Source organism: Nesterenkonia cremea (assembly GCF_014642675.1).
Taxonomy (GTDB): domain Bacteria; phylum Actinomycetota; class Actinomycetes; order Actinomycetales; family Micrococcaceae; genus Nesterenkonia; species Nesterenkonia cremea.
Window position 1 is genome coordinate 113,386 of record NZ_BMIS01000007.1, and the last position, 12,631, is coordinate 126,016.

At 68.2% G+C, this 12,631-nt stretch carries 10 protein-coding genes; 9 read left to right on the forward strand and 1 reads right to left on the reverse strand.

Going from position 1 to position 12,631, the window contains the following annotated elements; translation table 11 throughout:
- Positions 1–23: 23 nt before the first annotated feature.
- Entirely contained in the window at positions 24–1,382 is a 1,359-nt protein-coding gene (gene gdhA / locus IEW85_RS09145; protein WP_188684916.1) for an NADP-specific glutamate dehydrogenase, read from the reverse strand.
- Positions 1,383–1,468: 86 nt separating this feature from the next.
- Here gdhA and IEW85_RS09150 point away from each other — a divergent pair, with 86 nt between their 5' ends.
- From IEW85_RS09150 to IEW85_RS09190, 9 genes are all read left to right on the forward strand, one after another.
- The gene (locus IEW85_RS09150) at positions 1,469–1,927 is read left to right on the forward strand and encodes a 23S rRNA (pseudouridine(1915)-N(3))-methyltransferase RlmH (RefSeq protein ID WP_188684917.1); all 459 of its coding nucleotides are present in this window, start codon (positions 1,469–1,471) and stop codon (positions 1,925–1,927) included.
- Positions 1,920–2,615: an NADPH-dependent F420 reductase gene (locus IEW85_RS09155; protein ID WP_188684919.1), complete on the forward strand. Its 696-nt coding sequence runs from the start codon at positions 1,920–1,922 to the stop codon at positions 2,613–2,615. The genes IEW85_RS09150 and IEW85_RS09155 overlap by 8 nt, the downstream gene beginning before the upstream one ends.
- Before the next feature lie 94 nt (positions 2,616–2,709).
- The gene (locus IEW85_RS09160; RefSeq protein WP_188684921.1) at positions 2,710–7,683 is read left to right on the forward strand and encodes an Lhr family ATP-dependent helicase; all 4,974 of its coding nucleotides are present in this window, start codon (positions 2,710–2,712) and stop codon (positions 7,681–7,683) included.
- Positions 7,684–7,744: 61 nt separating this feature from the next.
- The gene (locus tag IEW85_RS09165; protein ID WP_188684923.1) at positions 7,745–8,371 is read left to right on the forward strand and encodes a VOC family protein; all 627 of its coding nucleotides are present in this window, start codon (positions 7,745–7,747) and stop codon (positions 8,369–8,371) included.
- A gap of 114 nt (positions 8,372–8,485) precedes the next feature.
- A complete protein-coding gene (locus IEW85_RS09170; protein ID WP_188684925.1) occupies positions 8,486–8,851 on the forward strand; it encodes a DUF6507 family protein in 366 nt (121 codons plus the stop codon).
- Positions 8,852–9,128: 277 nt separating this feature from the next.
- A complete protein-coding gene (locus IEW85_RS09175) occupies positions 9,129–10,169 on the forward strand; it encodes a pseudouridine synthase (protein ID WP_188684927.1) in 1,041 nt (346 codons plus the stop codon).
- The gene (locus IEW85_RS09180) at positions 10,162–10,788 is read left to right on the forward strand and encodes a DedA family protein (protein WP_188684929.1); all 627 of its coding nucleotides are present in this window, start codon (positions 10,162–10,164) and stop codon (positions 10,786–10,788) included. The genes IEW85_RS09175 and IEW85_RS09180 overlap by 8 nt, the downstream gene beginning before the upstream one ends.
- A 69-nt stretch (positions 10,789–10,857) precedes the next feature.
- Entirely contained in the window at positions 10,858–12,267 is a 1,410-nt protein-coding gene (locus tag IEW85_RS09185; protein WP_188684931.1) for a TspO-related membrane protein, read from the forward strand.
- 33 nt (positions 12,268–12,300) lie between these two features.
- Positions 12,301–12,621, forward strand: coding sequence for a hypothetical protein (locus tag IEW85_RS09190; RefSeq protein WP_188684933.1), 321 nt, complete (start codon positions 12,301–12,303; stop codon positions 12,619–12,621).
- Positions 12,622–12,631: the final 10 nt, after the last annotated feature.

Here is a 12,631-nt window from a genome sequence, read left to right on the forward strand (position 1 = left end):
GTCTGCTGACGCTCCGTCCGGGCTCAGATCACGCCCTGTGCGATCATCGCGTCGGCGACCTGAGTGAATCCAGCGATGTTCGCGCCAGACACGTAGTCTCCCGGCATCCCGTATTCCTCAGCCGTAGCCGCGCAGCGCGCATGCACGTTCTCCATGATCTCCGCCAACCGCTGCTCGGTGTACTCGAACGACCACGTGTCACGGGTCGCGTTCTGCTGCATCTCCAGAGCCGATGTCGCCACTCCCCCAGCGTTGGCCGCTTTGCCTGGGCCGAAGAGCACCTCGGCCTCACGCAGGCGCCGAATCGCTTCCGGCGTGGCGGGCATATTCGCGCCTTCGGCAACTGCCGCAACTCCGGCCCGGATCAGCAGCTCGGCGTCCTCCGCAGTCAGCTCGTTCTGCGTGGCACAGGGAAGTGCGACGTCGACCGCGGTCTTCTCCGCGACGGCCCAGACCCTCCGGTCCGGGATGAACTCCGCCTGCGAGCGTGCCTCGACGTACTGGGCAATCCGTTCCCGGCGGACCTCCTTGATCTCACGCAGAAGGTCCGTATCGATCCCCTGCGGGTCGTAGACGGAACCGGATGAGTCCGAGGCTCCCACCACTGTGCCCCCGAGCTCTTGGGTCTTTTCGATGGCGTAGAGGGCGACGTTCCCTGACCCGGAGATCAGGGCCTTCGCCCCGTCCAGGGACCGCCCACGGGTGTGGAGCATGTGCTCGGTGAAATAGACGGTGCCGTAGCCGGTCGCTTCGGTTCGGACCAGAGAGCCGCCCCAGGTGATGCCCTTACCGGTGAGGACGCCTGATTCGTAGCGGTTGCTGATCCGTTTGTACTGACCGAAGAGGTAGCCGATCTCTCGACGGCCCACCCCGATGTCTCCGGCAGGGACGTCGACCCGGTCACCCAGATGGCGGTACGCCTCTGTCATGAAGGACTGGCAGAATCGCATGATCTCTGCGTCGCTGCGCCCCTTGGGATCGAAGTCGCTGCCGCCTTTTCCTCCTCCGATCGGCAGTCCGGTCAGTGCGTTCTTGAAGACCTGCTCGAAGCCCAGGAACTTCACCGTTCCCGCGAGCACCGACGGGTGAAAACGCAGTCCTCCCTTATACGGCCCCAGCGCCGAGTTGAACTGAACTCGGAACCCACGGTTGATCTGTACCTTCCCCTGGTCATCGCTCCAGGGGATCCGGAAGATGATCTGGCGCTCAGGTTCGCAGATGCGCTCCAGGATCGATTCGTCGGTGTATTCGGGGAACTTTGTCAGCACCGGCCCCAGCGAGTCGAAGACCTCCTTGACCGCCTGGTGGAACTCTGCCTCTCCCGGATTGCGGTCGATGACCTGTTGAAACACACTGCTGATCCGTCTGTTGGTCGGGCTCAAAGTACCACCTATCGTGAGTCTTCATTCATATGCGTGTAACAGGCTAGTCCATGGTCTCCTTCCCGTGCGCCGGTAGAGTCGTCCCCATGAGCATCACCGTCCTGGGCATCGGCAAGAAGCACGAGAAATGGGCCGTGGACGGCATCGAGCGCTATACCCAGCGGCTGCGCAAACCCTATGACCTGGGGTGGAAGCTGCTCCCCCACTCCTCCCGCGAGGGCGACGCCGCCCGCGACGAGGAATCGGGACGCATCCTGGCCGCCATCAAGTCCGGGGAGCATGTGGTGCTGCTGGATGAGCGTGGGAAGAACATCAGCTCCCCCGCCCTGGCCAAGCACCTGCAGGGCCAGTTCGACACCGGCCGCTCGGTGACCGTGGTGATCGGCGGAGCCTACGGGGTCAACGCCGAGATGCACTCCCGGGCGGACTTCACCTGGTCGCTCTCCCAGCTGGTCTTCCCTCATCAGCTGGTGCGGATGATCCTGGCCGAGCAGATATATCGCGCCCAAGAGATCAGCGCAGGAAGGCCCTACCACCATGTCTGAGCACAACACCGCGCAGAGCAGCGACCCTCAGCCCGTGGTCGGAATCCTGGGAGCCGGCCGGGCCGGCACCGCCTTCGCCCGCACTCTGCTGGCCGCCGGCGTCGGCGTCGACATCTGTTCAACCCGGCCGCCCAAGGCGCTGCAGCACCACCTGACGATCTACGCGCCTGGGGCGAATCCGGTGAGGCCGGAGGAGATCGCGGTGCGCACCCGGCAACAGGGTCCCGGGATGGTGATCCTGGCGATTCCGCAGGAGGAGCTGGATGAGGTGGAGCCCGAGTGGATCGGAGACTCCACCCTGGTCGATGCCACCAACACCTGGACCTACGCCGGCGAGCGCGAGCCGCTGCCGGGCTGGCTGGACGCCGCAGTCACCGAGCAGCTGCCCAGCTCGATGGCCATCGCCGGGCACTTCAGCCCGGCCCGGACGGTGAAGGCGCTGAACCACATCGCCCATTCCGAGTTCGACGACGCCGCCGGCCGCGACCTGCCCATGACCCAGCGCCGTGCGCTGGCGGTGGCCACCGATGACGATCAGGCCCGCGGACTGGTCATGGGTCTGCTGGTGCGTATGGGATTCGACCCGGTCTCCCTGGGGCCGCTGGCCGCAGGACGGGTCATGGAGCCCGACGGCCCACTGTTCAACCGTCCGTTGCAGCGCGAGGACCTGCTCCCCTACGCCCGCTGAGGATCGCGTACCTCATTGTCCAGAATGGTGTACCGGATCCCCGTATTCGCGACATTCAGGTACGCGATCCGGCCAGACATGGGAAAGTAGGCATGTGACCGGACTCGACCAGTTCTCTGAGGCGACGCGCGAGTGGTTCCGGGCCTCCTTCGGCTCCCCCACCGCGGCTCAGGAGGGCGCGTGGAACGCCGTCTCCCAGGACGAGAACGCCCTGGTCATCGCCCCCACAGGATCCGGCAAGACGCTCTCGGCCTTCCTCTGGTCCATCGACCGGCTCTTCGCCCAACCGCCGGCGGCCGCGAAGACCAAGGTCCTCTACATCTCCCCGCTGAAGGCTCTGGGTGTGGACATCGAGCGCAATCTGCGCAGCCCGCTGGTGGGGATCGGGCATACGCTGCGCCGGCTGGCCGGCGAGCGCGGGGAGACCGACGACGACGGCGCGGTCCCGCAACCGCCACAGATCAGCGTGGGCGTGCGCACAGGAGACACCAGCGCCAAACAACGGCGGGACCTGGTCCGGACCCCGCCCCATATCCTGATCACCACGCCCGAGTCGCTGTACCTGATGCTGACCTCCCAGGCCCGGGAGACCCTGTCTGAGGTGGAGACGGTGATCGTCGATGAGGTCCACGCCCTGGCCGGCACCAAACGCGGCGCACATCTGGCGGTCTCCCTGGAACGGCTGGACTCCATGCTGCGCGAGGCCGGGCACACACCGGCCCAGAGGATCGGGCTCTCGGCCACAGTCGAGCCCAGGGACGAGGTGGCCCGGTTCCTGGGCGGACGGCAGCCGGTGGAGATCGTGGCACCCGAGGCACAGAAGGAATGGGACATCACTGTCTCCGTGCCGGTGGAGGATCTCGCCTCCCCGGAAGCCGACTCCTCCGGTCCGGAGCTCGGCGGTCAGCCGCTCCAACCGAGCATCTGGCCTCATGTGGAGCACAAAGTGGTGGAGCTGGTGGCTCAGCGCCGCTCGACCATCGTCTTTGTGAACTCCAGGCGCCTGGCGGAGAAGCTCACCGGCCGGCTCAACGAGATCTGGGCGGAGAAGACAGGCAGTATTGAGATCGGTGCTGAGGCTGCTTCCGCGGCGGCCGACTCCGGCCAGGACGCCGAGCCTGCCGAACTCGCCCGCGCTCATCACGGCTCGGTCTCCAAGGAGCAGCGTGCGCTGATCGAGGAGGACCTGAAGTCCGGGCGGCTGAAGTGCGTGGTGGCCACCTCCTCTCTGGAACTGGGCATCGATATGGGTGCGGTGGACCTGGTCATCCAGGTGGAGGCCCCGCACGCGGTCTCCGCGGGGCTGCAACGGATCGGCCGCGCCGGCCACCAGGTGGGCGAGGTCTCTGTGGGCTGGTTCTTCCCCAAGCACCGCGGGGATCTGGTGAGCACCGCCGTCGTGGTGGAACGCATGCTGGCCGGGCAGATCGAGGCCCTGCACATCCCCAAGAACCCGCTGGACATCCTGGCCCAGCAGACCATCGCCGCCTCAGCCCTGGAGAGTCTGGACGCTGAGGAGTGGTTCGAGACGCTGCGCCGTTCGGCCCCCTTCGCCTCGCTGCCCCGCTCGGCCTATGAGGCGGTGCTGGACCTGCTCTCCGGGAAGTACCCCTCCGACCGCTTCTCGGATCTGCGGCCGCGGATCGTCTGGGACCGCGACGCCGGCACGCTGAACGGCCGCCCCGGTGCCCAGCGCCTGGCCGTCACCTCCGGCGGAACCATCCCGGACCGCGGGCTCTTCGGGGTCTATCTGGTGGGCTCGGGGGAGAGCGGGGAAGGCACCGGTGCCGTGTCAGGCTCTGCGCGCACCGGGGGGCGGCGTGTGGGTGAGCTGGATGAGGAGATGGTCTACGAGTCCCGGGTGGGCGACGTCTTCGCCCTGGGCGCCAGCAGCTGGCGGATCGAGGAGATCACCTTCGACCGGGTGCTGGTCTCCCCGGCCTTCGGCCAGCCGGCCAGCCTGCCGTTCTGGCGCGGAGACGGGCTGGGCCGCCCCGCGGAGCTGGGCCGAGCCCTGGGCAGCTTCGTCCGGGAGGTCCACGCCGGCGGGCAGGATGAGGCCGTCCAGCAGCGTCTGCAGCGCCTGGGCATGGACCAGTGGGCCCGGGAGAACCTGGTCCGGTATCTGGCCGATCAGCAGGAGGCCACCGGGGCGCTGCCCACGGACCGGCGGCTGGTCATCGAGCAGACCCGCGATGAGCTGGGCGATTGGCGGATCATCCTGCACTCCCCCTACGGCCTGCAGGTCCATGCGCCGTGGGCGCTGGCGGTCGGCGAGCGTCTGCATGAGCGCTATGGGCTGGACGGGGCCGCGATGGCCAGCGATGACGGGATCGTGCTGCGGGTCCCCATGATGGATGAGGAGCCGCCCGGGGCGGAGCTGTTCCGCTTCGAACCGGAGGAGCTGGAGGAGCTGGTGACCTCCCAGGTCAGCGCCAGTGCGCTCTTCGCCGGACGGTTCCGCGAAGCCTCGGCCCGTGCTCTGCTGCTGCCCCGGCAGAATCCGGGGCAGCGCACTCCGCTGTGGCAGCAGCGTCAGCGCTCCTCCCAGCTGCTGGAGGTGGCGGCGGGCTACCCCGACTTCCCCATGATCATGGAGGCCATGCGCGAGGTCCTCCAGGACGTCTATGACATGGAGGCGCTGCTGGAGCTGACCCGCGGAATCGCCCAGCGGCAGATCACACTGGTGGAGGCCACCACGCACCGGCCCTCCCCCTTCGCCCAGTCCATCCTCTTCGGCTATATCGCTCAGTACCTCTATGAGGGCGATTCTCCGCTGGCTGAGCGCCGGGCGGCGGCACTTTCCGTGGATCCGGAGCTGCTGGGCGAGCTGCTGGGCCGGGTGGAGCTGCGCGAGTTCCTGGATCAGCAGATCATCGACGACGCCGAGGCCCACGTCCAGCGGCTGAGCCCCTCCCGGCGGCTCCCCACCTCCCCCGGGGCCCGCGGTGAGGAGCGCGCGCCGGAATCGGTGGCGGATCTGCTGCGGCTGCTGGGGCCGCTGACCCCGGAGCAGCTGGCCCAGCGGCTGGAGTCTCCGGAGGTTGAGACTCCCGACGCCGGCGGCGAGGGTGCTGAGCCAGGGCTGGAGTCCACAGACGGTGCGGCTGCTGGTGCTGGAGCGGCGGAGGCTGCGGAGGCAGAAGAAGCGGCTCATGCCTCCGTGCGGGAGGCTGAGGACTGGGCGGAGCAGCTGGTCTCCTCCCAGCGTGCCTTCCGCGTCTCCTGGCAGGGCGAGCAGGCCTATGCGGCCGTGGAGGATGCGGCGCGGCTGCGCGATGGGCTCGGCGTTCCGCTGGCTCCTGGGATCCCGCAGACCTTTCTGGATCCGGTGGCCGATCCCTTAGGCGATCTGGTGGGCCGCTTCGCCCGGACCCATGGGCCCGTCACTGTGGGCGCCGCGGCCCGCGCGCTCGGGCTGGGTCGGGCGGTGGTGGCGGATACGCTGCGTCGCCTGGCCGAGGAGCACCGCGTGGTGGAGGGCCTCTTCCGTCCGGAGGGTCTGCCCGAGGGTGAGGAGACCGAATGGTGCGACGTGGAGATGCTGCGCCGCATCCGGCGTCGCTCTCTGGCCGCGCTGCGGGCCGAGGTGGAACCGGTGCCGGTGCGGACCTACGCGCAGTTCCTGCTGCAGTGGCAGGGAGTCGCTGAGGCTGAGGACTCTGGGCCGGCTGATCTGACCGCGGTGCTCTCCCAGCTATCCGGCGCGGCGGCTCCGGCCAGTGCCTGGGAGTCCTTCATCCTGCCGGCGCGGATCCCCGACTACCGGCCCGGGATGTTGGATGAGCTGCTCACCTCCGGTGAGATGGTGGCGCTGGGCCGCGGTGCGCTCACCGGTCATGACGGATGGGTGGCTTTCGCTCCGCGGGAGGATGCTGAGACGCTGCTGCCCCTGGCCCGGTCAAAGGACGAGGAGGAGGGCTCGCTGCCCCGGGCCGTCCTGGAGACCTTGGGCCGCGGGGGCGCGTGGTTCGCCGATGCGCTGCATGACCAGCTGGTCCGCGACGGGGTGAGCACCTCGGCCCAGCAGACGGCCGATGCCCTGTGGGAGCTGTTCTGGGAGGGGCGAGTGATCCCGGACAGCTTCGCCCCCGTGCGCAGCTTCCTGACCTCGGGCAGCACCGCGCACCGGCAGAAGCCCCGGCCTTCGCGCAGCCGGCATGCCTCACGGCGGATGGCGCTGCGGCAGTCGGTTCAGGCCCATCGGGGACGGGTCGGCAGGACTGCCGCTGGCGGCACTGGTGCTGGTGTGACCGGGGCTGGTCTGACCGGGGCGGAGGTCGGCGTCGGGGGCCGGTGGTCACTGCCACCTGCCGAGGAGGCGGCGCCCACGGTGGCGGCGCATACTCAGGCGGAGATCCTGCTGGATCGCTATGGTGTGGTGACCCGGGGCTCGGTGATCAGTGAGCAGCGGACCGGGCGCAGTCCCAAGGAGGCCGCCGGTGAAGGGCCGCTGGCGGGTGGATTCGCCGCGGTCTACAAGGTGCTGGCCGCGGCCGAGGAGGCCGGGCAGATCCGCCGGGGCCACTTCATCGAGCAGCTGGGTGCGGCTCAATTCACCAGTTCTGCGACCATCGATCAGCTGCGCGCGCTCTCCGAGCAGCTGGAGGATGCCTCCGGCGGGCAGAAGGCTGGCGGGCAGGATTCCGGCGGGCCGCGGACTCGGCGCCAGGAGGAGTCTGCGGCGCCGATCGCGCTGGCGGCCACGGATCCGGCCAATGCCTATGGTGCGGCACTGGACTGGCCGGCGGTGCCGGGTGCTGAGGAGCCGGGGTCGGGAGTCTCTGCGCGGCCAGGCCGGAAGGCGGGCGCCGTCGTCGTGCTGTTCCGGGGTGAGCTGCTGGTCTATATGGAGCGCGGCGGGCGGACGCTGCTGCTGTTCACCGAGGATGAGGAGCTGCTGGATGCTGCGGCAGTGGCGCTGACCGAGCGGCTGCGGGCGGCGAAGACCGGGCGGATCGCGGTGGAGCGGGTCAACGGGCAGCGGGTCCTGGAGCATCGGTTCGGCGGATCGCTGCGCGCAGCGGGTTTCCATTCCTCTCCCTCAGGGCTGCGGTTCGCCGGGTGAGGACGGCGTTCTCCCAGGTCAGATTCAATAGTTCCCAGGGCATGTCGGCTACGCTGATCCCATGACTCTTAGCTTTCCGTTCCTGATGTTCCAGGGCCGCGCCCAGGAAGCGATCGATCACTACCTGGAGACCTTCCCGGACGCAGAGCTCCTCGCGATCCAGCACCATCTCGAGGGAACTGAGATCTTCGACCCTGCCACGGAGCAGGCCGAAGATGACGAGACTGGTCAGGAGCCGGAGGGCTCGGAGCAGGACGCCGGCGAGGAGCCCGAGGAGGATGCCGAGAAAGACTCTGAGGATGAGTCGGCTGATGAGGCTGCGGACCCGGCTGACGAGGCCGCCGAGGCGGACTCAGACGAGGAGTCTGAGGAGCCGCCGGTGCTGGTGGCCACGGCGCAGCTGAAGATCGGCAGCCAGGTGCTGATGCTCCAGGACAGCCTGGTCAAGCACACGTTCACCTTCACCCCGTCCACCTCGATCGCCGTGGTGGTGGACTCCGCCTCCGAGTTCGACCACATCGTGGACAAGCTCGCCGAGGGCGGGCAGTATCTGATGGAGCCGGGCAGCTACGACTTCGCCCAGAACTACGCCTGGGTCACCGACCGCTTCGGCTTCTCCTGGCAGGTCAACCACCCGCTGAGCACCCCCGAGGAGACCACCCAGGCCAAAGCCCCCGAGTGGGGCTGAGGCGGGGGTTGGGACCGCTGGGGATGTGAGTCTCCTCCCATCTCAGTTGACACAGAACCGTCACACATGATGAATCTGTCGAGGCAGATTTTTCGTCAGGGGTGATTCATCGCCATGGCTACATTCAGCGTCGACGTCTCAGCGGCCGCTGAAACACTGAACAGCACAGCGGGGAAACTCGAGGACCTGCCGGAACACCTCGAGGAGCTGGATACCGGGTTGCAGAATGCGCAGACTGCCTGCGGCGATGGCGTGTCTGCTCCCGTGATCGAGGCCCTCACCAACTGGTGGACAGAATCAGCAGAGGGCCACATCAGCAAAGTGACCGCAGGCTCTTCCAACGCCATCACCTTCACCGGAGAAGCCCTGGAGCACTACTGGAACGGCGATGAAGAGATGGCCGTGGAAGCGGAGGCACCGCCCACCAGGTCGAACCCATCGACTCGGTCAACGGCAGCTGACCACACAGGGGACGCTTGAATGACTGCAGAATCTGTTGCCGGACTGGCCGACGATCAGTGCTGGGGATACGGCGAACAGACCGGGTTGGCGTTCGACGCCGGACTTACCATGGCCAATCCAGAGAGCCTGAGGACGGCTGCCGGCAAGATCTCGGATGGGGCCTCCGACGTAGACTCCGACATCTCCCAGGCCAAAGGCACTTGGCGCCGGCTTCCCAGGCGAGGTCTTCTACCCATAAGAAGCTCCTCCTCAGGGCTGATCCACGCCGGCCCCGCCGCCCGATAGGCTGACGCTGATGTCTCAGCGATCGCCTCTCCCGGTCCGCAACGGGGTCAACGCCACCCGACTGCGCCTCCCCCTCAGCGGGCCCTGGGAGACCATCCACGACTACGTCCTGGAGAAGTTCGGGCATATCGACCACGGCGGCATCACTGAGCGCTTCCTACAGGGCGAGGTCGTCGACGCCGACGGCACCCCGCTGAGCACCAGCACTCCCCTGGGTGCGGCCGAGTTCCTCTGGTACTACCGCTCCGCCGGCGTCGAGACTCCCCTGCCGGTCACCGAAGAGATCCTCTTCGAGGATGAGCACCTCATCGCGGTGGACAAGCCACATTTCCTGCCCACCACCCCGGCCGGAAAATACGTCCAGGAATCCCTGCTCGTGCGCCTGCGCAACCGCCTGGACCAGCCGGACCTCATCCCCATCCATCGCCTGGACCGGGGCACCGCCGGCGTCGTGCTGCTCTCCAAGGAGCCCAGCACGCGCGGAGCGTATCAGCTGCTCTTCGAGAACCGCGCAGTCTCCAAGACCTACGAATGCGTCAGCGCCCTCCCCGCCGGAACTGACCCGCAGGCTCTGGCCGCGCGCTTCCCGCTGAGTGTGCGCAGCCGCATCCATAAGACCAAAGGTGTGGTCGTCTCCGAGCGGGTGGCCTACGACGTCGCCGACTCCGGCAAGCGCCCCCAGGACCGCCGCGCGCCCAAGAAGGGCCGACGCCGCACCACCCCCATCCCCGGCGCCAACTCCTCCTCCCTGGTGGAGCTGCTGGCCACCGGGCCCAGGCCGAACGGCCAGAGCACCGGTGCCGCCGGCGTCGGGCACTTCCACCTGACCCCGCACACCGGAAAGACCCACCAGCTGCGGATCCACATGGCCCTGCTGGGACTGGGCATCCTGCATGACCGGTTCTATCCCGAACTGCTCGACGACGCCCCCGACGACTTCGAGGCACCGCTGCAGCTGCTGGCCAAGACGCTGAGCTTCACCGACCCGATCACCGGAGAGCACCGCACCTTCACCTCCCGCCGACGCCTGCAGGAGGCACCCGATGAATGAGCTGGGCGACGCTTCCCTCTACGAGACCTGGGGCTTCTGGTACTTCCTCTTCCAGGCGGTGGCCGTGGCGCTGACCGCCTTCGTCCCGCCCTTCCCCTCCGAGGTCATGGTGATCGCCTCCGGGACGATGGCCGCCGACGGGATCGTGCCCCTGAGCCTGGTGCTGGCAGTGACCTTCCTGGGTTGCCTGCTCGGAGACCTGGGCGTCTACGCGCTCTTCCGCTACCAGTTCATCCGGGTGCTCTACCGCTGGCGATGGGGCCGACGCCTCCACCGGAAGATGCTGCGCGTCTCCATCCGCGCAGGCGGCGCCTCCACCTGGGTGGGGCTGCTGCTGATCCGCGGAGTCCCCGGCGGACGATCCGCCTCCATGGCCACTGCCGGGATGATGCGGCTGCGCTGGCGCGGGCTGATCCCGCTGGCGCTGGCCGGCGCGGTGATCTGGACCATATGGCTGGTCGGATTAGGTTACATTACGGGAACAACTACCGGGCTTCCCCCGTGGGCGAGCACAGTGGCGGCAGTCGTTGTGGGTACCCTAGTTGGGTTGATCATCGCGATGATCGTCGCCCGAGCGCGGCGTAGGCGAACACCCCACCGATCCGCAGAGGGAGCGTAGCACTTGAGCGAGAGGTCGGCTGAGACGTCATCGTCGGCTGACGAGTCTGCCCCTGCGGAAGAGACCTCCATGGACAGCACTCCTCCCGGCGCCCCCACCTCAAGGGAGAACTCCGCGCCGGAGGAGGCAGGTTCGGAGAAGACCCAGATCCTTCCTCCCATCACCGACGAGGACGACGCCGAGACCGCGCCCAAGCTCTCCCTTCCCAAGCCCCCGCCGCCGGAGACCCGTCCGGAGCGCGACTGGGTGGGCCTCGCTGACGAGGAGAAGACCGAGGATCCCGACTCTGAGGATGCCGAGACTGAGGGCGTCGAGACTGAGGGCGCGCCCGAGGCTCCCGCCGATAAGCCGGCCTCCGAAGAGCCCGGCCCGGTTCCGCCGCCGCCGGCACAGCGTGAGCGCAGCGCCCGGGACCAGCGCCCTCTGCCCTGGGATCCTGATGCTCCACGGGCCGGCCGCGTGCGCCCCGACGCCGACGCCGACCGTCGCCGCGAGATCATCCTGGAGAAGGCCTCTGCCATCGAGGCCGCCACCGCCGCATCCCCGGACGCCTCCCCGGACGAGGCCGGCGACGAGGAGGATGACCTCTACACCTACATCCCGCCGTATAGCCTGCCCTCCCGGGATCCGGATCCGCCGGCGCAGAAGAGCGACTTCCACCGTCAGATCTTCGTGAGCATCGGCGCGGTCGCCTCCTTCATCACTATGCTCTGGATGTTCGGCGCCTTCGGACAGCAGGCCATCCTGGGCGGCGGTGCACTGGATGAGCTGCTCGAGGGCTGGTACTCGGGCGAGCAGGCGCTGCTCTCCCCGGACGCGAACTTCTTCTGGCTCTGGCCCGTGGTGGTCAGCGCGATCATCGCCCACACCGTCTTCCAGTGGCAGAGCACGCAGAAGTCCACACCGCGCCAGCAGCGTTCCGGCTGGCGGATCGGCCTGGCGTCCCTGCTGATGCTGGTCTGGACCGCCGCCGTCTACGCCGAGCTGCTGACCGTGGCCGTGCTGGCCGCACTGGCCACGGCCCTAGCCCTGATGGATGCGGTGCGCCAGTTGAACTTCCACACGGCGCGCAGCAGCACCGAGCGCCGCCTCACCGACGCCACCGCCGGGCTCTTCGCCGGCTGGGCGCTGGTGTTGGCGATGGCCTCCGTCTCCGTATGGCTGACCGCGGTGGGGATCCGCATCCCGGGCGTCCCCGCCCTGCCGTGGGCCCTGATCGGTCTGCTGCTGTGCATCTGGGTGGGCGCGTTCTACTCCATGACCGAGCGCGGCCGGATCACCATCGCCATGGGCCTGGGCTGGGGCATGTTCTGGCTGATCTTCCCCCGCCTGCTCTCCGACCTGACCTCGGTAGGCGTGGCCATCGGCGCGGCCATGGGTGCCTTCATCGTCATCCTGGCCACCGAGTCCCGCCGTCACCGGATCAACCACGCGGAGCGTCGCGCGGCCATGGGCCGTCCGGTCGAAGACATCATCTGATCCGCTCCCCCGGTGATCAGTAGACTGGCTGGCATGCTCTGGCTCATCACCGCGAAGGTCCTCCTGGCCGTAGGGATCTATGCCCTGACCGCCGGTGCGCTGAGCATCGCCGGCCAGCAGCCGCTGAGCTGGTTCCCCGGCTGGACCCAGGCCCCCGCGGGAGTGATCGGCAAGGCCCGCGCCCGCTCCTTCAAGGCTGAGACGCTTCGCCACAACGACTACGGCTCCGCGTTCATCGCCCCGCTCCAGGGCGGGAAGTGGCGCGTGGTGGTCCCCTCCCGGCATTTCGAGACCGTAGTCTCCGGGGATAAGGACCAGGCGGTCTCCACCGCGGTGACCCGCGCACAGAGCTGAGCTGAGGGAT

Coding starts and splice junctions, on each gene's coding strand:
- IEW85_RS09150 (WP_188684917.1), top strand. CDS start 1,469: ATGAGCATCACCGTCCTGGGCATCGGCAAGAAGCACGAGAAATGGGCC.
- IEW85_RS09155 (WP_188684919.1), top strand. CDS start 1,920: ATGTCTGAGCACAACACCGCGCAGAGCAGCGACCCTCAGCCCGTGGTC.
- IEW85_RS09165 (WP_188684923.1), top strand. CDS start 7,745: ATGACTCTTAGCTTTCCGTTCCTGATGTTCCAGGGCCGCGCCCAGGAA.
- IEW85_RS09170 (WP_188684925.1), top strand. CDS start 8,486: ATGGCTACATTCAGCGTCGACGTCTCAGCGGCCGCTGAAACACTGAAC.
- IEW85_RS09175 (WP_188684927.1), top strand. CDS start 9,129: ATGTCTCAGCGATCGCCTCTCCCGGTCCGCAACGGGGTCAACGCCACC.
- IEW85_RS09180 (WP_188684929.1), top strand. CDS start 10,162: ATGAATGAGCTGGGCGACGCTTCCCTCTACGAGACCTGGGGCTTCTGG.
- IEW85_RS09185 (WP_188684931.1), top strand. CDS start 10,858: ATGGACAGCACTCCTCCCGGCGCCCCCACCTCAAGGGAGAACTCCGCG.
- IEW85_RS09190 (WP_188684933.1), top strand. CDS start 12,301: ATGCTCTGGCTCATCACCGCGAAGGTCCTCCTGGCCGTAGGGATCTAT.